Genomic DNA, 26915 nt, shown 5'->3' with positions numbered 1-26915 from the left:
CGAAAGCGGTGTGTCCGCTAAATAATTTTCGACTGACACTCCGCCTTCGCGAGCAAGCCCGCTCCCACAATGGGTTAAGTGATCGGTCAGTGCCGGCTCATCAAACCATGCAGCACACCGAGGCGCAAACCCGGTTCCGACGGCGCCATCTGCGAAATCCCGAGTTGCGCAAAGAACCCCGTCCTTGTGGGAGCGGGCTTGCTCGCGAAAGCGGATTGTCAGCTAAATAATTTTCGACTGACACTCCGCCTTCGCGAGCAAGCCCGCTCCCACACTGGAGTGTGTAGGGTGTCAGTGACGGCTCATCAAACCATGCAGCACACCGAGGCGCAGCCCCGGTTCCGACGGTGCCATCTGCGAAATCCCGAATGCCTTGAACGCCGCCAGCATCAGCACCAGCCCTCCCGGGAGGATGCTCTGGCGATGCGGTTGCAGACCGGCGAGTTTCAACTGCTGCACGTTCTTCACCTTCAGCAGCAACAGCGACAGGCGCAACAACCCGCCATAGGTAATGCCGTCCTGACCGAAATCGTTCAAGCGATTGGCTTTAAGCACCTTCGCCAGCATCCGCGCCGTGCCGGAGGAACCAATGGTCTGTTGCCAGCCCTGCGCGCGATAGCGGCGGGCGACTTTTTCGAATTGCAGGATCGCCACGCGTTCGGCTTCTTGGAGTGCGCCGGGCGCGATGCGTCCGTCAGGGAAATAGCGTGCACCCAGGCTGCCGCTGCCGATGGCGATGCTTTCGGTGAGCAGCGGCTGCGACCCCTGGCCGAGAATCAGCTCGGTAGAACCTCCACCGATATCGACCACCAGGCGCATGTCTTCTGCATCCGGCAGGGAATGAGCGACGCCGGCATACACCAGTTGCGCCTCTTCATGGCCCGAAATGACGTCGATGCGAAAACCCAGATGGCGTTCGGCACTGTGCAGAAACAACTGCGCATTGTCGGCCTCGCGCACCGCGCTGGTCGCCACTGCCCGCACCTTGCCGGCCTCGAAGCCGCGCAGTTTCTTGCCGAACCGCGCCAATGCCTGCCAGCCTCGATCCAGCGCCATTTCATCCAGAGCACCGCCGTCAAAGCCCTCGGCCAGCCGCACCGGTTCACGCAGGGTTTTGACTTCCTGAATCATGAAGCCTTTTCGACTGCGAACCGACTGGCCGATCATCAGGCGAAACGCATTCGAGCCCAGGTCGATGGCGGCAAACAGCGAGGCGTCTTCTTTCATGGGAATCCCTGCAAGCATCCGTCGAAGGCTCAAGACGGTTTGCGAGGATTCTGCGGTGCGCTTGATGACATCCTGATGACGGGGCAGGGACGGTTCGGTGAATTGTTGGCTGTCATGACTCTGCCATTATCCGGCGACTATCCTGACCCCAATACATCGCGTGTTCTTAAAGTTTTTGCTGCCTCATTGGGCAGCTTTTTTTTGCCCGCGATTTGGCAAGCCGTGCGCAAGGTTTGCAATCGTGGGCGTCCCTTGGCTAATATACGATTCATATACACTTCGTATCGGATTCGGATATGGGCATCGTAAAGATTTCAGAAGACATGCACGAGAACCTGCGTATCTCCAGCACCGCGCTCAGCCGCTCGATCAACGCGCAGGCCGAGCACTGGATGCGCATCGGCATGCTCGCCGAGCTGCACCCCAACCTCGACCACAACGCCATTTGCCGCTTGCTGATCCGCGCCGAACAGAACGGCGGGCTGGATCTGCATCAACTGACTCAGGAAGCCGTCAGCGCATGAGAAACCAGATCAAGATCAATACCCCTGCGGAAATCGCGAAGTCGCGTGCGGCGGGCAAACTCGCCGCCGAAGTGCTGGCGATGCTGGTGCCGCACGTCAAGGCTGGGGTGACGACCGATGAGCTGGATCGGTTGTGCAACAATTACATCGTCAACGTGCAGAAAGCCATTCCGGCCAACGTCGGTTATCACGGTTTCCCGAAAACCGTCTGCGCCTCGGTCAACGACGTGGTGTGCCACGGCATCCCGTCGGGCACACCGCTGAAAGACGGCGACATCGTCAATCTCGACATCGCGGTAATCAAGGATGGCTGGTTCGGCGACACCAGCCGCATGTACGTGGTCGGCGAGGCGACGCCTGAAGCACAACACCTGATCAAGACCACCTACGACGCCATGTGCGCCGGCATTCGCAGGGTGCGTCCGGGCGCGACACTGGGCGACATCGGTCATGCGATCCAGAGCCTGGCGGAGAGCGAAGGTTTCAGCGTGGTGCGCGAGTATTGCGGGCATGGCATTGGCAAGGTGTATCACGATGAACCGCAGATCCTGCATTACGGTTTTCCCAATCAGGGCATGAAGCTCAAGGCGGGGATGATCTTCACCGTCGAACCCATGCTCAATGCCGGCAAGCGCCATGTGAAGAACATGCCGGACGGCTGGACGGTGCTGACCAAGGATGGCTCGCTGTCGGCGCAGTGGGAGCATATGGTCGCGGTGACCGAAACCGGCTTCGAAATCCTCACCGCCTGGCCGGATCAGATTGAAGNGGCTGGACGGTGCTGACCAAGGATGGCTCGCTGTCGGCGCAGTGGGAGCATATGGTCGCGGTGACCGAAACCGGCTTCGAAATCCTCACCGCCTGGCCGGATCAGATTGAAGGGTTTGCACCAATTAGCTAAGCGCCACAAAAAACTGTGGGAGCGGGCTTGCTCGCGAATGCGGTGTGTCATTCAACATAAACAGTGACTGACACGTCGCCTTCGCGAGCAAGCCCGCTCCCACAGGGGGGATTCGCGGTGCTGCCGAGATTCTCAGTGAGAACCGGCCGCTTTGTTGAGGTCGCTTTCAGTCCATTCGGTGTAGACGCAGGCATCCGCCGTGGCCCAGCGCACCCGCACCGGGTCGCCAGCCTTGAGCGGCATGCCCGCCGCCGACAGCGCTTTCACCGTCATCGAAGTACCGCCCGCAGTGATCACGCTGCAGGTCTGGCTTTCGCCGAGAAACAACACTTCCACCACCTGCGCCGACACCTCATTCCAACCCGCTGCCAGCGGCTCATCGCTCGCCTGCTGCACGCTCAGTGCCACAGCCTTTTCCGGCCGCACCATCAACAATACGTCCTGATCGGTGTGCAACCCGGCAGTCAGGCGAATCGACAACGACTGCCCCTCGAAACTCGCCGCCGCGTTGCCTTGGGCCTTGAGCTTGAGGAAGTTCGAGTTGCCGAGGAACGACGCGACAAACGCATTCGGCGGATTCTGATAAAGGTCATAACCGCTGCCCAAACCAACAATCTTGCCGTGACTGAAAATCGCGATGCGCTGCGACAGGCGCATGGTTTCTTCCTGATCGTGGGTCACGTAGACGATGGTGATGCCCAGGCGTCGATGCAGCTGGCGCAGTTCATCCTGCAAGTCTTCACGCAGTTTTTTATCCAGCGCACCGAGCGGTTCGTCCATCAGCAGAATGCGTGGCTCGTAGACCAGCGCCCGGGCGATGGCGACGCGTTGCTGTTGCCCGCCAGAGAGTTGCGAAGGGCGGCGATGGGCGAATTGTTCGAGCTGCACCAGTTTCAACATCGCATCGACACGCTTGTCACGTTCGGCGGCGGCGAGTTTGCGGATCGCCAGCGGAAAGGCGATGTTGTCGCGCACCGACAGATGCGGGAACAGCGAATAGCGCTGGAACACCATGCCAATGTCGCGCTTGTGCGGCGGCACGTTGACCAGCGACTGACCGTTGACCAGGATCTCGCCGCAGCTCGGGGTTTCGAACCCGGCGAGCATCGACAGCGTGGTGCTTTTGCCCGAGCCGCTGGAGCCGAGGAAGGTCAGGAACTCGCCGTCCTTGATGTCCAGCGAGATGTTGTCGACGGCGGCAAAGTCGCCGTAGTGCTTGTTCAGATTGCGCAGGCTGACCAGGGGTTTGTCGTTCTGCTGGGATGCGTCTTTGATCACGGCACTCATGTCGTACTCCTGGGCGCTCAGGCGCTGATTTCGTTGCGCCGGCGCAGCGCGGCGGCGATCACCATGACCAATACCGACAGGCCGATCAGCAGCGTCGAAGCGACGGCGATCACCGGGGTCAGGTCCTGGCGCAGGGTGGTCCACATTTTCACGGGAAGAGTTTGCAGGGTCGGGCTAGCCATCATCACGCTGAGCACTACTTCGTCCCACGAAACCAGAAAGGCGAAGAGGGCGCCGGCCACCATGCCCGGGCGAATCGCCGGGAACGTCACCTTGAACACCGCTTGCAGGCGTGAGGCACCGCAGATCACCGCCGCGTCTTCAATCGACTGATCGAACAGCTTCAGCGAGTTGATGATCGAGATGATGGTGAACGGCAGCGCGACGATCACATGGCTGACCACGAACGCAAACATGGTCCCGGTGTAACCGAGCTTGAGAAACAGCGCGTACACCGCCACGGCGATGATCACCAGCGGCACGATCATCGGCAGGGTGAACAGGCCGTAGAGCATTTCCCGTCCGGGAAAACGCCCGCGCACCAGAGCAAATGCGGTTGGCAGACCGAGGGCCACGGCGCAGATTGTGGTCAACACGGCGACCTTGAGGCTGGCCGCCGCAGCGTTCATCCAGTCGGCGTTGGAGAAGAACTGGCCGTACCATTTCAGCGTCCAGCCCGGCGGCGGGAACACCAGCCACTGCGATGAGCCGAACGACAGCAGGACGATGAAGACTATCGGCAACAGCAGGAACAGGCCGATCAAACCGGTGGTTGCGTAGAGCCCGAAACGCATCCGCCGGCTCATGGCATTGGGAGTCAGGAGCATCTCGGCTTACCTCGCGTTGCTGGCGCCAACCGGGGATTCCGGCTGAAGCTTCAGGTAGAAGTAGAACAGCACCAGGGTGATCGCGATCAGCAACGCGGCGCCGGCACTGGCCAGGCCCCAGTTGAGGAACGATTGCACCTGCTGAATGATGAACTCCGGCAGCATCATGTTCTGCGCCCCACCCAGCAGCGCCGGGGTGACGTAGTACCCGAGCGACATCACGAACACCATCAAACCACCGGAGGCCAGACCCGGCCGGCACAGCGGCAGGAACACCCGGAAGAAGTTGGTCCACGGGCTGGCGCCGCAGATCGAGCCGGCCTGCAGGATCATCGGGTCGATGGCCTGCATGGTCGCCTGCAACGGCAGCACGATGAACGGGATCATGATGTAGCTCATGCCGATCACCACGCCGGTCAGGTTGTGCACCATTTCCAGCGGCTGATCGATGATGCCCAGCGCCATCAGCGCCTTGTTGATCACCCCCGAAGCTTGCAGCAGCACCAGCCACGAATAGGTGCGGGCGAGCAGGCTGGTCCACATCGATAGCAGCACGATATTGAGGATCCAGCGGCCCCAGCCGCGCGGCACCAACGTGATCGCCCAAGCCAGCGGAAAGCCCAGCAACAGGCTGAAAATCGTCACCAGCCCGGCCACCGAGAAGGTGTTGAGCAGCACCCGCGCATACGCCGAGTTGGCGAACAGTTGTTCATAGTTGCCAAGGCCCGGGGTCGGTTCGAGCACGCCGCGCAACAGCAGGCCAATCAACGGCGCGAGAAAGAACAGGCCGAGGAACAGCAGTGCCGGGACCAGGTTGCCGGCACCTTTCCAGCGTTGTCTGAAGGTGTGGGTCGAGCCGGTAGCGCCGGTGGCGCTCCCGGTCACCGTTGCAGGACGAGGCGCAGCAGCCGCCATTTTCATTTGACCAGCCATTCGTTCCACCGTGTCGCGATGGCTTGACCGTTCTTGGCCCAGTACGCGAAATCAAGAGTGATCTGATCCTTGGCGTAAGCCGTCGGCAGGTTCGGGGCCAGCACCGAGTCCAGGCGCGCCACGCTGTCGACGTTGACCGGGGCGTAGGCGGTCAGGTTGGAGAAGTCGGCCTGGCCTTTGGCACTGCTGGCGTTGGCCAGAAACTTCATCGCCGCGTCCTTGTTTTTCGAACCCTTTGGAATCACCAGAATGTCGGCCATGACCAGGTTCTGTTTCCAGCTCACACCGACGGGTGCGCCATCTTCTTGCAGGGCATGAATCCGGCCGTTCCAGAACTGGCCCATGCTCGCTTCACCGGAGGCCAGCAGTTGTTGCGACTGCGCGCCGCCGCCCCACCAGACGATGTCTTTCTTGATGGTGTCGAGTTTCTTGAAGGCGCGATCCAGATCCAGCGGGTAGAGCTTGTCAGCCGCTACGCCGTCGGCCAGCAGCGCCAGTTCGAGCACGCCGGGGCTCGGCCATTTGTACAGGGCGCGTTTGCCGGGGTAGGTCTTGGTGTCGAACAGCGCGGTCCAGTCTTGCGGCTTGGCGGCGCCGAGCTTGCCCTCGTTGTAGCCGAGGACGAAGGAGAAGAAGAACGAGCCGACGCCGTAATCGCTGACGAAACGCGGGTCGATCTTGTCGCGCTGGATGACTTTGAAATCGAGGGGTTCGAGCAGGCCCTCGGAAGCGGCACGCAGGGCAAAGTCGGCTTCGACATCGACCACGTCCCATTGCACGTTGCCGCTTTCGACCATGGCCTTGAGTTTGCCGTAGTCGGTCGGGCCGTCCTGCACCACGGTGATGCCGCTGGCCTTGCTGAATGGATCGGCCCAGGCCTGTTTCTGCGCATCCTGGGTGCTACCGCCCCAGCTGACGAAGTTCACGCTTTCGGCGGCCATTGCAGCCTGGCCGGTCACGCTCAGCAGTCCCGCAAAAAGGATTGCGGTTGCAGCTTTGTTCAACACCATTTTTACGCCCTCATTGTTGTGTTTTTGAGCGGGCTTGCGTTGTTGCCCGCCTGTCGGGAGCAGTAGCCGGACGGTTTTTCAGGTCGTCCGGTCTATGGAATATCATATTATGGTATTCCAAACTTTGTGCAAGCACTTTGCCTTACCGGTTATCTGGCGGATGGGCTTTTTGTGAGCTCGAGGGAATTAAATTGAAATGCAAAACCCTGTAGGAGTGAGCCTGCTCGCGAAAGCGGTGTGACGTTCTGCGATGATGTTGGCTGATCCACCGCTATCGCGAGCAGGCTCACTCCTACAGTTGGAATTGTGGTTGGCGTGGATTATTCGCTGAAGGGGATGCTCTCGACCACTTCCAGGTCATACCCGGTCAGCCCCGCATATTTCAATGGCGGCCCAAGATGCCGCAGCTTGCCCACCCCCAGGTTCTGCAGAATCTGCGCCCCGGTGCCCACCTCCGAATAAATCCGCGATTGCGAGCGACTGAACTGCCTAGGCGGCTGGGTCAGTTGCGGCACGCGCTCGAGTAGCGCCTGCGACGATTCATGATTGGCCAACACCACCACAACGCCATGACCTTCCGCCGCGACCCGTTGCAACGCCGCCCACAGCGTCCAGTTGCTTGGCCCGCTGTACTCGGCGCCGACCAGATCACGCAGCGGATCAATGACATGCACACGCACCAGCGTCGGCTCTTCGCGGCGCAGATCGCCCATGACCATCGCCATGTGCACGCCACCCTCAATGCGGTCTTCAAAGGTGATCAGACGAAAAGTGCCATGCACCGTCGGCAGTTCGCGTTCGCCGATGCGTTCGATGGTGTGCTCGGTGCTCAGGCGATAATGAATCAGGTCAGCGATGGTGCCGATCTTGATTCCGTGCTTGCGCGCGAACACTTCCAGATCCGGGCGGCGGGCCATGGTGCCGTCATCGTTCATCACCTCGACGATCACCGAGGCTGGGGTGAAACCGGCGAGGCGGGCGAGGTCGCAGCCGGCTTCGGTGTGGCCGGCGCGGGTCAGCACGCCGCCTTCCTTGGCGCGCAGCGGGAAGATGTGCCCAGGCTGCACCAGGTCTTCAGCGCGGGCGTCTTTGGCCACAGCGGCCGCGACCGTGCGGGCGCGGTCAGCTGCAGAAATGCCAGTGGTGACCCCGATCGCCGCTTCAATCGACACGGTAAACGCGGTGCTGAACACGCTGCCATTGCTCGGCACCATTTGCTCTAGGCCCAGGCGCTGGCAGTGTTCGTCGGTCAGCGTCAGGCAGATCAACCCGCGCGCTTCACGCGCCATGAAACTGATCGCCTCGGGCGTGCAGCAGTCGGCGGCCAGCAGCAGGTCGCCTTCGTTTTCCCGATCTTCGTCATCGACCAGCAGGACCATTTTGCCGAGGCGATAATCTTCGAGGATTTCTTCGATGCTGTTGAAGGCCATGCTGGACTCTCAGGGTTTGTTGGAAATATATTGGTATACCATAATACAAAATCAACAAAGAGGTCACTATGAAGGCGTACTGGATTGCCCACGTGGATGTCGACGATGCCGAGCACTACAGCCAATACACCCAGCGCGCACCGGCAGCCTTCGCCGCGTTCGGCGCGAAATTTCTGGCCCGGGGCGGACGCAGCGAAGCGCTGGAGGGCAGGGCTACTCCTCAGCGTAGCGTGGTGATCGAATTCGAGAGCTATGAGAAGGCCGTGGCGTGCTACCACTCGGCGGCGTATCAGGAGGCGAAACGTTATCGCGAGGAATGGGCGAGGGCGGAGATCGTCATCGTAGAAGGCATCGCCCCACTTTAAGCAACACCACAAATCCCCTGTGGGAGCGGGCTTGCTCGCGAAGGCGGTCAATCATTCAACATTTCTATCGACTGACACACCGCCTTCGCGAGCAAGCCCGCTCCCACAGGGGCGAAGGTGATCCTCAGCGGATAAAGTGGATCTTGCCGCTGTCATCATTGCCCATGTAGATCCCATACACCCCGGCCTGACGCTCCTCGATGTAACGCTCGAGAATCTGCCGGATCGCCGGGTAATAGATCTGCTCCCACGGAATGTCTTCAGGGGCGAAGAATTTGTAGTCGAGGGTTTCCGGGCCGTACTGCCCGGTGATCTCCAGCGCGATTGCGCGGAAGATGATGTACACCTCGCTGATCTTCGGCACGCTGAAAATCGAGTATGGCGAGACGATTTCCGCGCGCACGCCGCTTTCTTCCCAGACTTCGCGCAGCGCCGCCTGCTCGGTGGTCTCGCCGCTTTCCATGAAGCCGGCCGGCAGCGTCCAGGTGCCCGGGCGCGGGGGGATCGCCCGTTGGCACAAGAGATATTTGCCGTCCTGCTCGATGATGCAGCCGGCGATGATTTTCGGGTTCACATAGTGGATGTAGCCGCAGCCGCGGCACATCAGGCGCTCGTGCGTATCGCCCGGCGGTACCTGCTGACCGAGGTCAGGGCCACCGCATTTCGGGCAAAAGCTCGGGCTGAACATGTCAGTGACCTATACGCGGTTCTTTCAGCGCGATCGGCAGGGTGATGTTCGGCGTGGCGCCGGTCTCTTCCTGTTTGCGCTTGAGATAATCGAGGGCCACGGCGGCAGCGGCGCGTACGTGATCGACACAGGCCTGATGCGCCGCCAGCGGATCGCCGCTCTTGATCGCCTCGACCATTTTTTCCATCTCGTGGTTACTGGCGCCGCGCCGGTTTTCCTGGGACACCGAGGTCGCCCGCAGGTAGCTGATGCGCGCCTGCAACTGGCGCAACTGAGTGGCCGCAACGTGGTTGCCCGAGCCTTCGAGCAGCACGTCGTAGAAGCCCTGTACCGAGTCGATCACCTGTTGTAGCTCGCCGTCCTTGAGCGCCTTGCGGTTCTCGTCGAGGGCTTTTTCCAGGGCCTTGATGTCCTTGGCCTTGGCACGCAGGGTGAACAGCTGGACGATCAGACCCTCGAGCACGCAGCGCAGCTCGTAGATGTCGACCGCATCGGCGAGGGTGATGATCGCCACCCGTGGGCCTTTGGCATCGGCGAACTCGACCAGACCTTCAGACTCCAGGTGACGCAAGGCTTCGCGCACCGACGTGCGGCTGACACCGAGGCGATCGCACAGATCGCGTTCGACCAGACGATCACCGGGCATGAGCTGAAAATTCATGATCGCGCTACGCAGTTTATCCAGCACGATTTCGCGCAGGGTAACGGGGTTGCGATTGACCTTGAAGCTGTCGTCGAGTGGCTGGCGTTTCATGGGGTCCGCTCTTGAAGTTGGCTGTCCATGCCAGACGGGCATCTAAACAGCCGAGGGGTTAACTGGAGGCCTCGGCGTCGGCTTCGGCGAAGGCTTCACGGGCGAGCCGGAAACTGTCCACGGCTGCCGGGACGCCGCAATAAATACCGACCTGAAGCAGAATTTCGCGTATTTGCTCACGACTCAGGCCGTTACGCAAGGCGCCGCGCACATGCAGCTTGAGTTCGTGCGGGCGGTTGAGCGCCGAGATCATCGCCAGGTTGATCATGCTGCGCTCCTTGAGCGACAAACCCTCACGGCCCCAGACGTGGCCCCAGCAGTATTCGGTGACCATTTCCTGCAGCGGGCGGGTGAAGTCGTCGGCGTTGTCGATGGAGCGCTGCACGTAGGCTTCGCCCAGCACCTGGGTGCGGATTTTCAGACCTTTTTCGTACTTTTCGATGCTCATCATTCCTCCTGTCACCCTGTTTCCCCTGTGGGAGCGGGCTTGCTCGCGAATGCGTCGTGTCAGTCGACATCAATGTTGAATGATCCACCGCATTCGCGAGCAAGCCCGCTCCCACATTGGGATTTGGGTGTGTTAATCAGGCCAGGGTTGGCAACGGCCCAAGCTTGCCCTTGTGATAAATCATCGGCGTCACCGGTTGCTCGGGCAGGATCAGGTTCTTCACCGCGCCGACAATGATCGCGTGATCACCACCGTCGTATTCACGCCACAACTCGCACTCAATGATCGCCGTGGCCTTGGCGAGGATCGGGTTACCGAGCTCGCTCAAATGCCACTCGATGCCGTTAGCCTTGTCCTTGCCTTTACCGGCGAAAGCGTAGGCCTCGGCGGTCTGGTCGGCGGACAGCAAATGGATCGCGAACTTCTTGCTGTCGCGCAGCACCGGGTAGGTGTCGGAAGCGTAGTTGGGGCAGAACAGCACCAGCGCCGGATCAATCGACAGCGCGCTGAAGGCGCTGGCGGTGATGCCGACGATGGCGCCCTCCGGGTCGAGGGTGGTGACCACCGTGACCCCTGACGGAAACGAGCTCATGACGTCTTTGTAAATGCCGGGTTCGATCATGTCGCAGGACTCCTAGCGCATCACAAACGGATCAGGCATCGGAGCCTGAGAGAGATTGATCCACACCGTTTTCAGTTCGGTGTAGGCCAGCACCGAATCGATGCCGCTTTCGCGTCCATAGCCACTGTTCTTGAAGCCGCCGATCGGCGCCATCGCCGACACCGCACGGTAGGTATTGACCCAGATGATTCCCGAACGCACATCCCGCGCCAGACGATGGGCGCGGCCCAGGTCGCGAGTCCAGATGCCGGCGGCGAGGCCGAATTGCGAGTCGTTGGCGATTGCCAGCGCCTCGGCTTCGTCTTTGAAGCGAATCACCGATGCCACCGGGCCGAAGACTTCTTCCTGCATGATCTTCATCGAGTTGCGGTCGCACTCGAACAGCGTCGGCTCGTAGAACCAGCCGTCACCGAGATCGGTCGGACGCTTGCCGCCGGTGCGCAACCGCGCGCCTTCAGCAAGGGCATCAGCCACCAGACCTTCGACCACCGCCAATTGCTGCGCGGTGGCCATCGGACCCATTTCGCTGTGGTCTTCCTGCGGGTTGCCGATGCGGATGCGCTGGGCGCGTTCGACCAGGCGATTGACGAACTCGTCGTAGATTTCGTCCTGTACCAACAAACGTGAGCCGGACACGCAGCTCTGGCCCGAGGCCGCATAGATCCCGGCAATCGCGCCGTTGATCGCGCTGTCCAGATCGGCGTCGGCGAAGATGATGTTCGGCGATTTGCCGCCGAGTTCCAGCGACAGCTTGGCGAAGTTCTCGGCGCTGCTGCGCACCACGTGCCGGGCCGTGGCCGCGCCGCCGGTGAAGGCGATCTTGCGGATCAGCGGATGACGGGTGAGGGCGGCGCCGGTGCTCGGGCCGTAACCGGTGACGACGTTGACCACGCCCGGCGGAATCCCGGCTTCGAGGGCCAGACGCGCCAGCTCAAGGATGGTCGCCGAGGCGTGCTCGGACGGCTTGATCACGATGGTGTTGCCGGCCGCGAGGGCCGGCGCCAGTTTGATCGCGGTCAGGTACAGCGGGCTGTTCCACGGAATGATCGCGGCAACCACACCCATCGCTTCGTGCACGGTGTAGGCAAACAGGTCGGGCTTGTCCAGCGGCAGGGTGCCGCCTTCGAGCTTGTCGGCCAGGCCTGCGGTGTAGTGGAAGAACTCCGGCAGATAGCCGACCTGACCCCGGGTTTCGCGGATCAGCTTGCCGTTGTCGCGGCTTTCCAGCTGCGCCAGTTGTTCCTTGTTTTCTGCGATCAGGTCACCGAGACGCCGCAGCAGTTTGCCGCGTGCGGTGGCGGTGAGGCCGCGCCAGGCCGGGCTGTCGAATGCGCTTTGTGCTGCTTGCACCGCGCGTTCGACGTCGGCTTCATCGGCATCGGGCAGTTCGGCCCAGGCTTGCGCGCTGGCCGGGTTGAGGCTTTCGAAGGTCTTGCCGGAGAGGGCGTCGACCCATTCTCCGCCGATGCACATCTGGAAGCGTGCGAGTGTCATGCAACGATCCCCTTTATATGGTTTTGTCGGGAGTGTGCGTATTCGAGGAATTCCAGCAGCGTCTGATTGACCAGCCGTGGCGACTCTACCGGCATCATATGCCGTTGCTCGGGCAGCACCGCAACCTTCGCGCCGGGGATGCGTCGGGCCAGTTGCTCGGCCATTTCCGGGGTGGAACCGGGGTCGAGTTCGCCGGTGGCGATCAGCGTCGGCGCCTGAATGCTGCCGAGGTCGTCGGCGCGGTACATGTCCTGCGTGGCGAACAATTCGTAGGTGGTCAGGTAACCCTGCGGGTCGTTGCCGGCCAGGGTCTGACGAATGGCTGCGATCTGCGCCGGGTTGGCCGCCTGATATTCACGGCTGAACCAGCGCGACAGCGCCGCTTCGGCATTGGCATCCGGCCCGTGTTCCGCAGCTTGTGCAGTGCGCGCGATGACCCCGGCACGCTGTTCTTCGCTGCGGTTGAACACGCTGTTGAGCACCACCAGGCTTTGCAGGCGCTCCGGGTAGTGCAGGGCAAACGCCCGTGCCACCAGTCCGCCCATGGAGAAACCGATCACCGCTGCCTGGGGCAGATTCAGGTGATCGAGCAGCTCCAGCAACTGATCGGCATAACCGAGCAGGCCGGTGCCGCTGGCCGGGCGCGGGCTGGCGCCGTGGCCGAGCATGTCGTAGGCGATCACCTGGTATTGGGCAGACAGGCCAACGATCTGGCCGCCCCACATTTCTTTGTTCAGGCCCACGCCGTGGATCAAGACCACGGGCTGGCCTTGGCCGGTCGCCAGGTAACTGGTGCCAGCCGGGGTGAGTTCAGCGGTGAGCCGAATCATGGAGCGCTCCTGCAATGCCTTTTTATTGTGATTACTGGGCTTTTTCGGCGGCCAGTTCTTCCAGATCGATGTAGCGGTTGCCGATGCGCGGGTGCAGGCGGCCACCGTCGGCGCAACCGAGCACCACGACGATTTCGTCGGCACGCGGCGCGTCTTCGATCTGCATTTCCAGAGTGATGTAGTGCGAGCGCATCCCTTCGTCGTCCTTGTGCATCATCGGGATCTGAATCGAAGTGCCCGGGCCGCCGCGCTTGTTGGTGAAGCTCAGGTAGCTCTTGGCCTTGACCGCCTCGCGGTAGTGGTTGCCGAAGCGCAAGGTGTGGATCACCGCCGAGGCGTGTTCGATCTCACCGTCGGCGCCGACCACTGCCGCTTTGCCGTACGCCTCGATCTTCTCGGCGCCGCCGATGATGCCCACCAGACGCTCGACCATCATGGCGCCGAGGTCGGAGCAGTTGGCGCGGATCTGCGGTTTCAGATCCTCGACGAAACCGTTGCCGACCCACGGGTTCTTCATCACCACGGCCAGGCCAACCATGGTCACTGGCTTGTCAGTGGCCTTGCCGCCTTCGATGAAGGTTTCTTCGACATAGCTGACGATCTTGCGAATTTCGAAACTCATGAGCTGCTCCGTAGGGGGATTGAGAGTGTCTGTGCGTCTGATGGTATACCATAATACCGATCGTGCAAGTCCCCCACGCAAGATTTGCCGGATCCATCCGGCGAATGGCGGTGTATTCAAATCCCACAACACCCACACCCCCTGTAGGAGTGAGCCTGCTCGCGATAGCGGTGTGTCAGACGGCAATTTCTAACCTGATCCACCGCTATCGCGAGCAGGCTCACTCCTACAGTGAAATCACCCGCCGATTTGGTTAACAAAAGATAACGTGGCGCCGATTGTCAGACGTTTCCAAAGCCCGATAGGATGAGCCAGCTTCCCAAGGCGCTCTGGACTGCGGGTTTCACGGCTATGCTTGTGACCTGTCAGTCACCACGAGCACCCTTGCGGCGCCCTAAGGCCCAATGGCCTAACAATAATAAATAGGGGAAGGTCTATGAGTCGTTGCCGCCCGCCGGCGTTTCGCAACACCGCGTTGCTGGCCACAGCCCTCACACTGCTGGGCTGTGCTGCCTTGTCGGCACCCGTGCTGGCCGCCGAAGCGCCCGCCGACGGGGTGTATTCCACCGAATCGGCCAAAGCCGCCAAAAGCCTGATACTCGATGTAGTCCACGCCGGCACCCGGTTGGTGGCGGTGGGTGATCGCGGGCACATTCTCTATTCCGATGACCAGGGCAAGACCTGGACCCAGGCCAAGGTGCCGACCCGGCAACTGCTGACGGCGGTGTATTTCGTCGACGACAAGCACGGCTGGGCGGTCGGTCACGACGCGCAGATTCTCGCCAGCGAAGACGGCGGCCTGACCTGGAGCAAACAGTTCGAAGACCTCAAGCGCGAAGCACCGCTGCTCGACGTCTGGTTCCAGGACGTTAATCACGGTGTTGCGGTCGGTGCTTACGGTGCGCTGCTGGAAACCACCGACGGCGGCAAGAACTGGCAAGACGTCAGCGACCGCCTCGACAATCAGGATCAGTTCCACCTCAACGCCATCGCCGCCGTCAAGGACGCCGGGCTGTTCATCGTCGGCGAGCAGGGCAGCATGTTCCGCTCCCCGGACTGGGGCCAGACCTGGGAGAAAATCCAGGGCCCGTATCAAGGCTCGCTGTTCGGCGTGATCGGCACCGCGCAGGCGCAGACTCTGTTGGCCTACGGCCTGCGCGGCAACCTCTACCGCTCCAGCGATTTCGGCAGCACCTGGCAGCAGGTCGAACTCAAGGCCGCGCGCGGTGCGCTGGAGTTCGGTCTGTCCGGCGCGACCCTGCTCGCGGATGGCTCGATTGTGATCGTCGGCAACGGCGGCTCGGTGATCAGCAGCAGCGACAACGGCGAAACCTTCAGCGTGTTCAACCGCCCGGACCGCATCTCGCTGTCCTCGGTCACTGCGGCCGGCGACGGCAATCTGATTCTGACCGGGCAGGGCGGCGTGCACACCACGCAGCCAAACGGCGCCGAAATCAATAATAAGAAGGCGGGGCTATGACTTCCTTGATCACTCCTCAGCAGGACAAAGCGACGCTCCTCGAACGTCTGATTTTCAACAACCGCCCGGCCGTGATCCTGATCTGCCTGGTGGTCAGCATCTTCCTGTTCTGGCAGGCCACGCTGATCCGGCCGTCCACCAGTTTCGAAAAAATGATCCCGCTCAAGCATCCGTTCATCGAAAAGATGATGGAGCACCGCAACGACCTGGCGAACCTGGGCAACACCGTACGGATTTCGGTAGAGGCTAAAGACGGCGACATCTTCTCCAGGGAGTACATGGAGACCCTGCGGCAGATCAACGACGAGGTGTTCTACATCTCCGGCGTCGACCGCTCCGGTCTCAAGTCGCTGTGGAGCCCGAGCGTACGCTGGACTGAAGTGACCGAAGAGGGTTTCGCCGGCGGTGAAGTGATTCCGCAGAGCTACGATGGCTCGCCGGACAGCCTCGACATGCTGCGCAACAACGTCCTCAAATCCGGGCAGGTTGGGCGGCTGGTGTCCAACGACTTCAAGTCGAGCATCGTCGACATCCCGCTGCTGGAGTCCTACCCGGACCCGCAGGACCAGGGCAAGTTGCTCGCCCTGGACTATCGGAAGTTCTCCCATGAGCTCGAAGACAAGATCCGCAACAAGTTCGAAGCACAGAACCCCAACGTCAAGATCCACATCGTCGGTTTCGCCAAGAAGGTCGGTGACCTGATCGACGGGCTGGTGATGGTGGTGATGTTCTTCGGCATCGCTTTCGTCATCACCCTGATCCTGCTGCTGTGGTTCACCAACTGCCTGCGCAGCACCGTTGCGGTGTTGAGCACCACGCTGGTGGCGGTGGTCTGGCAGCTCGGGCTGATGCACTTCTTCGGTTTCGGGCTGGATCCGTACTCGATGCTGGTGCCGTTCCTGATCTTCGCCATCGGCATTTCCCACGGTGTGCAGAAGATCAACGGGATCGCCCTGCAATCGAGTGAGGCGGACAACGCCCTGACTGCGGCGCGGCGCACCTTCCGGCAACTGTTCCTGCCGGGGATGATCGCGATTCTCGCCGACGCCGTGGGCTTCATCACCTTGTTGATCATCGACATCGGGGTGATCCGCGAACTGGCGATCGGTGCGTCAATCGGCGTGGCGGTGATCGTGTTCACCAACCTGATCCTGCTGCCGGTAGCGATTTCCTATGTCGGCATCAGCAAGCGCGCCATCGCCAAGAGCAAGAAGGACGCGAATCGCGAACATCCGTTCTGGCGCTTCCTGTCGAACTTCGCCAGCCCGAAAGTCGCACCGATCTCCATCGCTCTGGCGCTGATCGCTTTCGGCGGCGGCCTCTGGTACAGCCAGAACCTGAAAATCGGCGACCTCGACCAGGGTGCACCGGAGCTGCGTCCGGACTCGCGCTACAACAAGGACAACAATTTCATCATCAACAACTACTCCACCAGCTCCGATGTGCTGGTGGTGATGGTCAAGACCGCCACCGAAGGCTGTTCGCGCTACGAAGCGATGGCACCGATCGACGAGCTGATGTGGAAGATGCAGAACACCGAGGGCGTGCAGTCGGCGATCTCGCTGGTGACCGTGTCCAAGCAGATGATCAAGGGCATGAACGAGGGCAACCTGAAGTGGGAAACCCTGTCGCGCAACCCGGACGTGCTGAACAACTCGATTGCCCGTGCCGACGGCCTGTACAACAACAGCTGTTCGCTGGCGCCGGTGTTGATCTTCCTCAACGACCACAAGGCCGAAACCCTCGACCGCGCGGTACACGCGGTGCAGGAATTCGCCAAGGCCAACAACAAGGACGGTCTGGAATTCATCCTCGCTGCCGGTAACGCCGGGATCGAAGCGGCCACCAATGAAGTGATCAAACAGGCCGAGCTGACCATCCTGATCCTGGTGTACATCTGCGTCGCGGTGATGTGCATGATCACCTTCCGTTCATGGGCGGCGACCCTGTGCATCGTCCTGCCGCTGGTGCTGACCTCGGTGCTGGGCAACGCGCTAATGGCGTTCATGGGCATCGGCGTCAAGGTCGCGACCCTGCCGGTGGTGGCGCTGGGCGTGGGGATCGGCGTGGACTACGGGATCTACATCTACAGCCGACTGGAAAGTTTCCTGCGCGCCGGGCTGCCGTTGCAGGAAGCCTATTACCAGACCCTGAAATCCACCGGTAAAGCGGTGCTGTTCACCGGTCTGTGCCTGGCCATCGGCGTGTGCACCTGGATCTTCTCGGCGATCAAGTTCCAGGCCGACATGGGCCTGATGCTGACCTTCATGCTGCTGTGGAACATGTTCGGTGCGCTGTGGCTGCTGCCGGCGCTGGCGAAGTTCCTGATCAAACCGGAGAAGCTGGCGGGGCAGAAGGGCAATTCGCTGTTTGCTCACTGATCCGGATGCCTGAAACGACGAAGCCGCAACCTTGGGGTTGCGGCTTTTTTATGCCTTGAACTTCACGCTGAACCCCTGTGGGAGCGGGCTTGCTCGCGAATGCAGTGTGTCAGATAAGTTTGTGCCGACTGACACACCGCATTCGCGAGCAAGCCCGCTCCCACAGGGGATTTGTGGTGTGTCAGGAGAGCTCGGTGCCTAGCACGACGCTAAGCGCACTGCGCGCATCATCCAGCTGCACCAGCGTTGCATGCCTTGCACCCAGCGCATCACGGTTCTCGATCGCCGTAAGAATCGCTTTGTGCCTCGGCAACGCCAGTTCATGCAGATTCGGCCGTTGATTCGAATGCTTCAACGCCTCGGCAATCGCCACCGAAAGCATGTTGCACAGGTTCGCCAGCAGATCGTTATGGGTCGCGTCGGCGATGCGGCTGTGGAAGTCCAGGTCCGGTTGCAGCAAGGCTTCCGGTGTCGGCGCTGCTTCCATGCGTTGATAGGCCTCGCCGATGGCGGCGATGTCGGCCTCTGTAGCGTGCTGGGCGGCGAGGGCGGCAGCGGCCGGTTCGATGATGCTGCGCACACTGGTCAGCACATTGAAGAATTCATTCTGCGGGCTGCTTTGCATCAGCCAGTGCAGCACGTCCGGGTCGAGCATGTGCCACTCGCGACGGGCCTTGACCACCGTGCCGACCCGCGGTTTTGAATACACCAGCCCCTTGGCCACCAGCACCCGCGTGGCTTCGCGCAACACCGGACGGCTGACCGCGTATTCCTCGCACAACAGCGCTTCGGCGGGCAGTTTGTCGTCGGGCAAAAAACGTCCGGAGACGATCTGCATGCCCAGTTCCTGGACAATGCGCGAGTGCATGCTTTTACGGTCGGAAGGTTTGCGGTAATCCATGGGGAACGGCGCGATCCTGAGCGATGGAGATGCCGCGCATCATAGCAGGCGTGCGGCGATCTTGAGGCTGATGCATAGCAAATGTAGGAGTGAGCCTGCTCGCGATGGCGGTGTGTCAGTCAGCATGTGTACCAACTGGCGGACCGCTATCGCGAGCAGGCTCACTCCTACAGTAGATCTGTGGTGTCAGTGGGAATGACGCGGGACTTCCGCCCCTCGACAACCAACGAGGAAGTCGAAGTCACAGCCCTGATCCGCCTGCAGCACATGGTCGATGTACAGCTGACGATAGCCACCCACCAACAACTGCTGCGGTGGTTGCAGATCCGCCATGCGCGCCGCCAGTTCGGCATCCGGAATGTCCAGATGCAAACGCCCGCTGGCGCAATCCAGCTCGATCCAGTCGCCTTCCTGCACCACCGCCAACGGCCCGCCGGCCGCCGCTTCCGGGGCAACGTGCAAAACCACGGTGCCGTACGCGGTGCCGCTCATCCGTGCATCCGAGATGCGCACCATGTCGGTCACGCCCTGAGCCAGCAGCTTGGCCGGCAAGCCCATGTTGCCGACCTCGGCCATGCCCGGATAACCCTTCGGCCCGCAATTCTTCATCACCAGGATCGAGTCTTTATCGACATCCAGTTCCGGATCATTGATCCGCGCCTTGTACATGTCGAAGTTCTCGAACACCACCGCACGACCGCGATGCTGCATCAGCTCAGGCGTAGCGGCGGACGGCTTGAGCACCGCACCGAGCGGCGCCAGGTTGCCGCGCAGCACGCAGATACCGCCGTCAGCGCGGATCGGATTGTCAAGGGTACGGATCACTTCGTCCTCGCCGTAGATCGGCGCGTCCTTGGTGTTCTCGCCCAGCGTCTTGCCGTTGACCGTCAGCGCGTTCGGATTGGGGATCAGATTGGCCTCGCCGAGACGCCGCAGCACCGCCGGCAAGCCGCCAGCGTAATAAAACTCTTCCATCAGGAAACGCCCGGACGGTTGCAGGTCGACAATGGTCGGCATGCCGCGCCCAGTGCGGGTCCAGTCGTCCAGATCCAGCTCGACACCGATGCGCCCGGCGATGGCTTTCAGGTGGATCACCGCGTTGGTCGAACCGCCAATAGCCGCGTTGACCCGAATGGCGTTTTCAAAAGCTTCCTTGGTCAGGATCTTCGACAGGCGCAAGTCTTCGCGCACCATCTCCACCGCGCGCATGCCGGACATGTGCGCCAACACGTAACGTCGCGCATCCACCGCCGGAATCGCCGCGTTGTGCGGCAACGACGTGCCCAGTGCTTCGGCCATGCAAGCCATGGTCGAAGCGGTGCCCATGGTGTTGCAGGTACCCGCCGAGCGCGACATGCCGCCCTCGGCCGCGAGGAAGTCGTCGATGGTGATGGTGCCGGCCTTGACCTGCTCGCTGAGCTGCCAGACCACCGTGCCCGAGCCGATGTCCTTGCCCTTGTGCTTGCCGTTGAGCATCGGCCCGCCGGTGACGACGATCGCCGGCACGTCGCAACTGGCCGCGCCCATCAGCAGCGCCGGGGTGGTCTTGTCGCAGCCAGTCAGCAGCACCACGCCGTCAATCGGATTGCCGCGAATCGCCTCTTCAACGTCCATGCTCGCCAGGTTGCGGGTGAGCATGGCGGTCGGGCGCAGGTTTGACTCGCCATTGGAGAACACCGGGAATTCCACCGGAAAGCCGCCAGCCTCGATCACCCCGCGTTTGACGTGCTCCGCAATCTGGCGGAAATGTGCGTTGCACGGGGTCAGTTCCGACCAGGTGTTGCAGATGCCGATGATCGGCTTGCCGTGAAACTGGTGGTCGGCGATGCCCTGATTCTTCATCCAGCTGCGGTACATGAAGCCGTTCTTGTCGGCAGTGCCAAACCATTGGGCCGAGCGCAGGGTGGGTTTCTTCTCAGACATGATCGGTTCTCTTATTGTAAGACTATTGTTTGCGAGTCACGGCTAAACATAAGCGCAAAATCGCCGCTTTGGAAGTGTTGTTGGCTAATTAGTATTACTATATAGTCGTTTTCGACGGAGGGATTGGCCCTGGCGGTTTTCCGCGAGAGGCGTCCCCCGAGGTTCTATAAAAACAACAATCGGAGACCGATCCCATGAGCCAGGAACTGCGGCTTGTCCGGCGCATCACGCTGAAACTGATTCCCTTCCTGATCCTGCTGTACCTGATCGCCTATGTGGATCGCTCCGCCGTCGGCTTCGCCAAGCTGCACATGGGCGCCGACATCGGCATCGGTGACGCGGCCTATGGCCTCGGTGCCGGGCTGTTTTTCATCGGTTACTTTCTTCTCGAAATCCCCAGCAACCTCATGCTCGAACGCTTCGGTGCGCGGCGCTGGTTTGCGCGGATCATGATCACCTGGGGCGCAATCACCATCGGCATGGCGTTCGTCCAGGGGCCGCACAGTTTCTACGTGATGCGCTTTCTGCTCGGCGCGGCGGAGGCGGGGTTCTTCCCCGGCGTTCTCTACTACATCACCCAATGGTTCCCGGTGCGCCATCGCGGCAAGATCCTCGGCCTGTTCATCCTCTCCCAGCCGATCGCGATGATGATCACCGGCCCGGTGTCCGGCGGCTTGCTGGGCATGGACGGCATCCTCGGGCTGCACGGCTGGCAGTGGCTGTTCATCGTCATCGGCACCCCGGCGATCCTCCTGACCTGGCCGGTATTGCGCTGGCTGCCCGATGGCCCGCAGAACGTGAAGTGGATGGATCAGGCCGAGAAAGACTGGCTGACCGGCGAACTGAAAAAGGATTTGCAGGAATACGGCCAGACCCGTCACGGCAACCCGCTGCATGCACTCAAGGACAAACGCGTGCTGCTGCTGGCGCTGTTTTACCTGCCGGTGACCCTGAGTATTTATGGCCTCGGCCTGTGGCTGCCGACGCTGATCAAACAGTTCGGCGGCAGCGATCTGGTGACCGGTTTCGTCTCGGCGGTGCCGTACATCTTCGGCATCGTCGGCCTGCTGATCGTGCCGCGCAGCTCCGACCGCATGAATGATCGCTACGGCCATCTGGCGGTGCTCTATGTACTGGGTGCGCTGGGCCTGTTCTTCAGCGCGTGGCTGACCCTGCCGGTGGCGCAACTGGCGGCGCTGTGCCTGGTGGCGTTCGCGCTGTTTTCCTGCACCGCGGTGTTCTGGACCTTGCCGGGACGATTCTTTGCCGGTGCGAGTGCGGCGGCGGGGATCGCGCTGATCAACTCGGTGGGCAACCTCGGTGGCTACATCGGGCCGTTCGTGATCGGGGCGTTGAAGGAGTACACCGGGAATCTGGCTTCGGGGCTGTATTTCCTCAGCGGGGTGATGGTGTTCGGTTTGATTCTTACCGGAATCGTCTACCGCGTGCTTGAGCGCAAACACGTGCTGCCGGTCGAGCAGTTCGCCGCCAGTGCGCGCGGTGCCACCCGTACCTGACTGGCTGGTACCGACCCTTGTAGGAGTGAGCCTGCTCGCGATGAGGCCGGCACATTCAATATTTATGGTGATTGACACACCGCAATCGCGAGCAGGCTCACTCCTACAGGGGGCTGCGGTGTTCCCACTAAAACAGGAGAGGACATATGCATCTGGTTCAATTCGAATTGATTAACGGCGAGCGCCGCGTCGGCGTGGTCGACAACGGGCTGATCCGCGAAGTGCAGGACGCCCGCAGCGTACGCGATCTCGCGCTGGCCGCCATCGAAGCCCGCACCACCCTTGAACAGGCAGTACAAACCCACGGCCTGGGCATCAGTCATGACTATGCGCAGTTGCTCAAAGACCGGCGCATCCTGCCGCCGCTGGATCACCCGGACCCGGCGCACCTGCTGGTCAGCGGTACCGGCCTGACGCATTTGGGCAGCGCCTCGGCGCGGGACAAGATGCACCAGCAGGCTGGCGACGAAGCGCAAATGACCGACACCATGCGCATCTTCAAATGGGGCGTGGAGGGCGGCAAACCGGCGGCGGGGCAGGCGGGCGTGCAGCCGGAATGGTTCTACAAGGGCGACGGCAGCATCGTCGTGCGTCCGGGCGAGGCGTTCCCGTTGCCACCGTTTGCCGAGGATGCCGGCGAGGAACCGGAAATGGCCGGGCTCTACGTCATCGGCCACGACGGCAAACCGTATCGCCTCGGTTTCGCGGTGGGCAACGAGTTCTCCGACCACGTCATGGAGCGCAAGAATTACCTGTACCTGGCCCACTCGAAACTGCGTAGTTGCAGCTACGGCCCGGAACTGCGCACCGGTGAGTTGCCGCAGCATCTGGCTGGCACCAGCCGCATCCTGCGTAACGGCGAAGTGCTGTGGGAAAATGAATTTCTCAGCGGCGAAGCCAACATGTGCCACAGCCTCGCCAACCTCGAATACCACCATTTCAAATACCGCCAGTTCCTGCGTCCCGGCGACGTGCACATCCACTTTTTCGGCACCGCGACCCTGTCGTTCGCCGATGGCATCCGCACTCAACCGGGCGACCGGTTTGAAATCAGCCAGGCCGAATTCGGCGCACCGCTGGTCAACGGCATAGCCCCGGCAGCAGCGGCTTTTCAACCGGACAGCATCGGCACCCTTTAAGGAGCTCCCATGACTCAGATTCTCGGTCACAACTACATTGGCGGACAGCGCAGCGCAGCGGGCAATGTGAAACTGCAAAGCGTCGACGCGACCACCGGCGAACAGCTGCCGTACGATTTCATTCAAGCGACTGAAGCCGAAGTCGATGCCGCCGCCAAAGCCGCCGCAGCAGCGTACCCGGCCTATCGCAGCCTCAGCGCCGAACGCCGCGCGCAATTTCTCGACGCGATTGCCGATGAACTGGATGCCTTGGGTGATGATTTCGTCGCGCTGGTCTGCCGCGAAACCGCGCTGCCGGCGGGGCGGATTCAGGGCGAGCGCGGGCGTACCAGCGGCCAGATGCGCTTGTTCGCCAAAGTCCTGCGGCGCGGTGATTTCTATGGTGCGCGAATCGATTTGCCGTTGCCGGATCGTCAGCCATTGCCGCGTCCAGATCTGCGCCAATACCGCATTGGCCTCGGCCCTGTCGCAGTGTTCGGTGCGAGCAACTTCCCGCTGGCGTTCTCCACGGCCGGTGGCGACACCGCTGCGGCGCTGGCCGCCGGCTGCCCGGTGGTGTTCAAGGCCCACAGCGGCCACATGGCAACCGCTGAACTTGTTGCCGACGCACTGATTCGTGCCGCCGAAAAAACCGCGATGCCGGCCGGTGTATTCAACATGATCTACGGCGGTGGCGTCGGTGAATGGCTGGTCAAACATCCGGCGATTCAGGCCGTCGGCTTCACCGGTTCGCTCAAGGGCGGTCGGGCACTCTACGACATGGCAGCGGCGCGGCCGCAACCGATCCCGGTGTTCGCCGAGATGTCGAGCATCAACCCGGTGATCGTTCTGCCTCAAGCCTTGGCTGAGCGCTCGGAAACCATTGCCCGCGACCTGACCGCTTCAGTGGTGCAGGGCTGCGGCCAGTTCTGCACCAATCCGGGTTTGGTCATCGGTATCCGCTCGCCGCAATTCAGCGCCTTCGTCCAGCAAGTCGCCGGGCTGATTGGCGACCAACCGGCGCAGACCATGCTCAACGCCGGCACCCTCGGCAGCTATGGCAAAGGTCTGCACAGGTTGCTGGCGCATTCCGGCATCGAGCATCTGACGGGTAATGCGCAGCAGGGAAGTCAGGCGCAGCCGCAACTGTTCAAGGCAGACGTCAGCCTGTTGATCAACGGCGATGAAGTGCTGCAGGAAGAAGTATTTGGCCCGACCACAGTCATCGTCGAAGTGGCGGACAAGGCCGAGCTGAGCGCGGCGTTGCATGGGCTGCACGGCCAGCTGACGGCAACGATGATCGGCGAACTGGACGACTTCGAACGCTTCCCGGAACTGACACCGCTGCTCGAACAGAAAGTCGGACGGATCCTGCTCAATGGCTATCCGACGGGTGTGGAAGTGTGTGATTCGATGGTGCATGGCGGGCCGTATCCGGCGACATCCGATGCGCGCGGAACGTCGGTGGGGACGCTGGCGATCGACCGGTTCCTGCGCCCGGTGTGCTTCCAGAATTACCCCGACAGCTTGTTGCCGGAACCGCTGAAGAATGGCAATCCGTTGCGCATTCAGCGGCTGGTGGATGGCAAGCCCTCACGCGACGCCTTCTAACCCACACCGCAAATCCCCTGTAGGAGTGAGCCTGCTCGCGATAGCGGTTTCACATTCGACATCTTGGTTGGATGACACACCGCCATCGCGAGCAGGCTCACTCCTACAAGGGCCGGGCACGACAATGAGCTATCATTGGCCCTTTCCCCCCTAAGAAAGACTGTTTGCCATGACTGCCCAAACCCTTCTCAACGCCCTCGAACACTGCGGCATGGTCGAAATCGACGGCCTGCACGCCTTCGAATTCGCCCTCGACGAAGACGACAACCTGCACATCGAATGCATCGACGGCCGAGAGGCCAAGCATTGGGAATTCACGCCGGCTCAGGTTGAAGCAGCAACGTTTGATGAAGACCTGCAGAGCTGGCTCATCAATGGCTACGCCAGCGATACCAAAACCATCGGCGAGCACCGTCTGGTCTGCCTCGGTGATGTAGTCAGCAGCAGCGATGACGAGGAAGATGATCAATGAACATGCGTAAATTCTGGCCAATGCTGATGGCCGGCAGTGTCGGTGCGATGGGCCTTTCCAGTGCCAGCGCCGAGACCTATCAATTGCTGGTGGGCTCCTACACCGCCGGCACCAGCCAAGGCATCTATCGAATGAATTTCGATAGCGCCACCGGACAGATCGCTGCCAAGCCGCTGCAAGTGGTGAAGAGCGAAAACCCGTCGTGGCTGACCCTGTCCAAAGACCAGAAGCAACTGTTCGTGGTCAATGAAAACGGCCCCGGCCAGAAAGACCCGGTCGGCCGTGTCAGCAGCTACTCGATCGATCCCAAGACCCACGCCCTGACCCTGATCAATCAAGTGCAGAGCCTGGGCAACGAGCCGACCCATTCGAGCCTCAGCGGCGATGCCAGCCATCTGTTCGTCAGCAACTATTCGGTGGTCGAAGATCCGGGTGGCACCCTCGCGGTGTTGCCGGTCGGCGCCGATGGCAAACTCAAACCGGTGGTGCAGATGAGTGCGCACCCGGCGAGCCGGGTCAATCCCGAGCGTCAGGCCTCGAACCACGTGCACTCGACGGTGTCCTCGCCGGATGGTCGCTACGTGTTCTCCAACGACCTCGGTGCGGACAAGGTCTTCATCTACCAGTTCGACCCGAAGGCCAACCCGGACCTGCCGCTGACCCCGGCGAAAACCGCTTCGGTGAGCCTGCCGGCCGGCAGTGGCCCGCGTCATCTGCTATTCAGTGCCGACGGCAAGCATGCCTGGCTGACCATGGAAATGAGCGCGCAGGTCGCGGTGTTCGACTACCACGACGGCGTGCTGACCCAGACGCAAATGGTCGATCTGGCCGCCGGTCAGCCGACCTCGGACAAAGCCGCCGCCGCGCTGCATGCCTCGGCCGATGGCAAGTTCCTCTACGTCAGCAACCGTGGCACCGCCAATCAACTGCTGGTGTTCAGCATCGATCCGGCGAACGGACAGCTCAAAGAGCTGCAAAAACGCTCAGTTGAAGGCGATCACCCGCGTGAGTTCAGCCTCGATCCGAGCGGCAAGTTTCTGCTGATCGCCAACCAGAAGAGCAACGAAATTGTCGTCGTCGAGCGCGACGCCAAGACCGGTCTGCTCGGCAAAACCGTGCAAAAACTGCCGATGGACGCCCCGAGCGATCTGAAGTTTCTAGTGCGACAATAAGCCACAGGCCCCGGTTTGCGGGGCCTGTCTCGTTGTATTAATCGCGCTGATATCCGGTAATGCTACAAAGCATTTCAGGCGATCAACCCTCGAGCGTTAAGTTTGCTTCACGGCCCAACCGGGCAAAGCAAGCCAACCGAACACGAGGGTTACCGCCATGAACTTCAATCTCTTCTCGATCATCGCCGCTTCCGCCATCTCCGCGACCGTTGCATTGCCAGCCAGTGCCAACGCTGAAATCAGCAGCAAAAAATCCCACACCCAGAGCTACACCCAGAAGTATCTGCAACAGAGCGCCAACTTCTACGCCGCGCTGGATCACAAAGCCCAACACTGAAATGCCCGCTTCGAACAACTCCCTGTAGGAGCTGCCGAAGG

Annotated in this window: 26 protein-coding genes and 2 pseudogenes; 12 read left to right on the top strand and 16 right to left on the bottom strand. The window is 61.3% G+C overall.

What is annotated here, in order from left to right:
• Positions 1-291: 291 nt before the first annotated feature.
• Entirely contained in the window at positions 292-1227 is a 936-nt protein-coding gene (locus VLA07_RS19715) for a Ppx/GppA family phosphatase (protein ID WP_333990755.1), read from the bottom strand.
• A 296-nt stretch (positions 1228-1523) separates the two neighbouring features.
• Here VLA07_RS19715 and VLA07_RS19710 point away from each other — a divergent pair, with 296 nt between their 5' ends.
• The 3 genes and pseudogenes from VLA07_RS19710 to VLA07_RS19700 all read left to right on the top strand — a co-directional run.
• Positions 1524-1751 (top strand): ParD-like family protein, encoded by a 228-nt coding sequence (locus VLA07_RS19710; RefSeq protein WP_333990754.1) that lies wholly within the window; start codon positions 1524-1526, stop codon positions 1749-1751.
• The gene (gene map, locus VLA07_RS19705; RefSeq protein WP_333990752.1) at positions 1748-2536 is read left to right on the top strand and encodes a type I methionyl aminopeptidase; all 789 of its coding nucleotides are present in this window, start codon (positions 1748-1750) and stop codon (positions 2534-2536) included. Before VLA07_RS19710 ends, map begins: the two co-directional genes overlap by 4 nt.
• Positions 2521-2652: pseudogene (locus VLA07_RS19700) on the top strand (type I methionyl aminopeptidase); the annotation flags it as partial. The gene map and the pseudogene VLA07_RS19700, both read left to right, overlap by 16 nt.
• Positions 2653-2665: 13 nt before the next feature.
• On the opposite strand, the pseudogene VLA07_RS19695 reads toward VLA07_RS19700, so the two are convergent.
• The 6 genes and pseudogenes from VLA07_RS19695 to ribBA form a co-directional block, all read right to left on the bottom strand.
• Positions 2666-2788: pseudogene (locus VLA07_RS19695) on the bottom strand (metal ABC transporter ATP-binding protein); the annotation flags it as partial.
• Positions 2785-3939 (bottom strand): ABC transporter ATP-binding protein, encoded by a 1155-nt coding sequence (locus tag VLA07_RS19690; RefSeq protein WP_333990749.1) that lies wholly within the window; start codon positions 3937-3939, stop codon positions 2785-2787. The pseudogene VLA07_RS19695 and the gene VLA07_RS19690, both read right to left, overlap by 4 nt.
• Before the next feature lie 17 nt (positions 3940-3956).
• Positions 3957-4766 carry an ABC transporter permease gene (locus VLA07_RS19685; RefSeq protein WP_025111627.1) on the bottom strand — a complete coding sequence of 270 codons (810 nt, stop codon included), beginning with the start codon at positions 4764-4766 and terminating at the stop codon, positions 3957-3959.
• Positions 4767-4772: 6 nt separating this feature from the next.
• Entirely contained in the window at positions 4773-5687 is a 915-nt protein-coding gene (locus VLA07_RS19680) for an ABC transporter permease (RefSeq protein WP_097087131.1), read from the bottom strand.
• Entirely contained in the window at positions 5684-6709 is a 1026-nt protein-coding gene (locus VLA07_RS19675; protein WP_135295989.1) for an ABC transporter substrate-binding protein, read from the bottom strand. The genes VLA07_RS19680 and VLA07_RS19675 overlap by 4 nt, the downstream gene beginning before the upstream one ends.
• Before the next feature lie 320 nt (positions 6710-7029).
• Positions 7030-8139: a bifunctional 3,4-dihydroxy-2-butanone-4-phosphate synthase/GTP cyclohydrolase II gene (ribBA, locus tag VLA07_RS19670; protein ID WP_333990745.1), complete on the bottom strand. Its 1110-nt coding sequence runs from the start codon at positions 8137-8139 to the stop codon at positions 7030-7032.
• Between the two features lie 68 nt (positions 8140-8207).
• On the opposite strand from ribBA, the gene VLA07_RS19665 reads away from it, so the two are divergent.
• The gene (locus VLA07_RS19665) at positions 8208-8504 is read left to right on the top strand and encodes a DUF1330 domain-containing protein (RefSeq protein ID WP_027613071.1); all 297 of its coding nucleotides are present in this window, start codon (positions 8208-8210) and stop codon (positions 8502-8504) included.
• A gap of 124 nt (positions 8505-8628) precedes the next feature.
• On the opposite strand, the gene VLA07_RS19660 is transcribed toward VLA07_RS19665, so the two are convergent.
• The 7 genes from VLA07_RS19660 to VLA07_RS19625 all read right to left on the bottom strand — a co-directional run bounded on the left by VLA07_RS19660 (position 8629) and on the right by VLA07_RS19625 (position 13962).
• On the bottom strand, positions 8629-9192 hold the full coding sequence (locus VLA07_RS19660; RefSeq protein ID WP_041062549.1) for an NUDIX hydrolase: 564 nt from the start codon (positions 9190-9192) through the stop codon (positions 8629-8631).
• Between the two features lies 1 nt (position 9193).
• Positions 9194-9946 (bottom strand): GntR family transcriptional regulator, encoded by a 753-nt coding sequence (locus tag VLA07_RS19655; protein WP_007968636.1) that lies wholly within the window; start codon positions 9944-9946, stop codon positions 9194-9196.
• A 58-nt stretch (positions 9947-10004) separates the two neighbouring features.
• Complete coding sequence (locus tag VLA07_RS19650; protein ID WP_330206144.1) at positions 10005-10394, bottom strand: carboxymuconolactone decarboxylase family protein; 390 nt, start codon at positions 10392-10394, stop codon at positions 10005-10007.
• Between the two features lie 136 nt (positions 10395-10530).
• Entirely contained in the window at positions 10531-11016 is a 486-nt protein-coding gene (locus VLA07_RS19640; protein ID WP_115989588.1) for a flavin reductase family protein, read from the bottom strand.
• 12 nt (positions 11017-11028) lie between these two features.
• Entirely contained in the window at positions 11029-12510 is a 1482-nt protein-coding gene (locus tag VLA07_RS19635; protein ID WP_096797225.1) for an aldehyde dehydrogenase, read from the bottom strand.
• Positions 12507-13340, bottom strand: a complete 834-nt coding sequence (locus tag VLA07_RS19630) for an alpha/beta fold hydrolase (protein ID WP_333990738.1) — start codon at positions 13338-13340, stop codon at positions 12507-12509. Before VLA07_RS19630 ends, VLA07_RS19635 begins: the two co-directional genes overlap by 4 nt.
• Before the next feature lie 31 nt (positions 13341-13371).
• Complete coding sequence (locus VLA07_RS19625) at positions 13372-13962, bottom strand: amino acid synthesis family protein (protein WP_333990736.1); 591 nt, start codon at positions 13960-13962, stop codon at positions 13372-13374.
• Positions 13963-14398: 436 nt separating this feature from the next.
• On the opposite strand from VLA07_RS19625, the gene VLA07_RS19620 reads away from it, so the two are divergent.
• Entirely contained in the window at positions 14399-15442 is a 1044-nt protein-coding gene (locus VLA07_RS19620; protein ID WP_027613078.1) for a WD40/YVTN/BNR-like repeat-containing protein, read from the top strand.
• Complete coding sequence (locus tag VLA07_RS19615; protein WP_049827910.1) at positions 15439-17823, top strand: efflux RND transporter permease subunit; 2385 nt, start codon at positions 15439-15441, stop codon at positions 17821-17823. The genes VLA07_RS19620 and VLA07_RS19615 overlap by 4 nt, the downstream gene beginning before the upstream one ends.
• A 181-nt stretch (positions 17824-18004) precedes the next feature.
• On the opposite strand, the gene VLA07_RS19610 is transcribed toward VLA07_RS19615, so the two are convergent.
• Positions 18005-18724: a FadR/GntR family transcriptional regulator gene (locus VLA07_RS19610; protein WP_007917986.1), complete on the bottom strand. Its 720-nt coding sequence runs from the start codon at positions 18722-18724 to the stop codon at positions 18005-18007.
• Between the two features lie 186 nt (positions 18725-18910).
• The gene (locus tag VLA07_RS19605; protein WP_333990728.1) at positions 18911-20647 is read right to left on the bottom strand and encodes an IlvD/Edd family dehydratase; all 1737 of its coding nucleotides are present in this window, start codon (positions 20645-20647) and stop codon (positions 18911-18913) included.
• A 194-nt stretch (positions 20648-20841) separates the two neighbouring features.
• Here VLA07_RS19605 and VLA07_RS19600 point away from each other — a divergent pair, with 194 nt between their 5' ends.
• From VLA07_RS19600 to VLA07_RS19575, 6 genes are all read left to right on the top strand, one after another.
• Positions 20842-22164 carry an MFS transporter gene (locus VLA07_RS19600; RefSeq protein WP_007968618.1) on the top strand — a complete coding sequence of 441 codons (1323 nt, stop codon included), beginning with the start codon at positions 20842-20844 and terminating at the stop codon, positions 22162-22164.
• A 146-nt stretch (positions 22165-22310) separates the two neighbouring features.
• Positions 22311-23303, top strand: a complete 993-nt coding sequence (gene araD1 / locus VLA07_RS19595) for an AraD1 family protein (RefSeq protein WP_333990725.1) — start codon at positions 22311-22313, stop codon at positions 23301-23303.
• Between the two features lie 9 nt (positions 23304-23312).
• Positions 23313-24893 carry an aldehyde dehydrogenase (NADP(+)) gene (locus VLA07_RS19590; protein WP_333990721.1) on the top strand — a complete coding sequence of 527 codons (1581 nt, stop codon included), beginning with the start codon at positions 23313-23315 and terminating at the stop codon, positions 24891-24893.
• A 169-nt stretch (positions 24894-25062) separates the two neighbouring features.
• Positions 25063-25365, top strand: a complete 303-nt coding sequence (locus VLA07_RS19585) for a DUF5629 family protein (protein ID WP_330206136.1) — start codon at positions 25063-25065, stop codon at positions 25363-25365.
• Positions 25362-26537, top strand: a complete 1176-nt coding sequence (locus VLA07_RS19580) for a lactonase family protein (protein WP_333990720.1) — start codon at positions 25362-25364, stop codon at positions 26535-26537. Before VLA07_RS19585 ends, VLA07_RS19580 begins: the two co-directional genes overlap by 4 nt.
• Before the next feature lie 157 nt (positions 26538-26694).
• Positions 26695-26874: a hypothetical protein gene (locus tag VLA07_RS19575; RefSeq protein WP_097087152.1), complete on the top strand. Its 180-nt coding sequence runs from the start codon at positions 26695-26697 to the stop codon at positions 26872-26874.
• Positions 26875-26915 lie beyond the last annotated feature (41 nt).

The organism is Pseudomonas sp. S3(2024), assembly GCF_036861315.1.
Lineage (GTDB): Bacteria > Pseudomonadota > Gammaproteobacteria > Pseudomonadales > Pseudomonadaceae > Aquipseudomonas > Aquipseudomonas putida_A.
The sequence above is the reverse complement of the archived record's forward strand: the minus strand, read 5'-3'. Positions and strand labels throughout refer to the sequence as shown.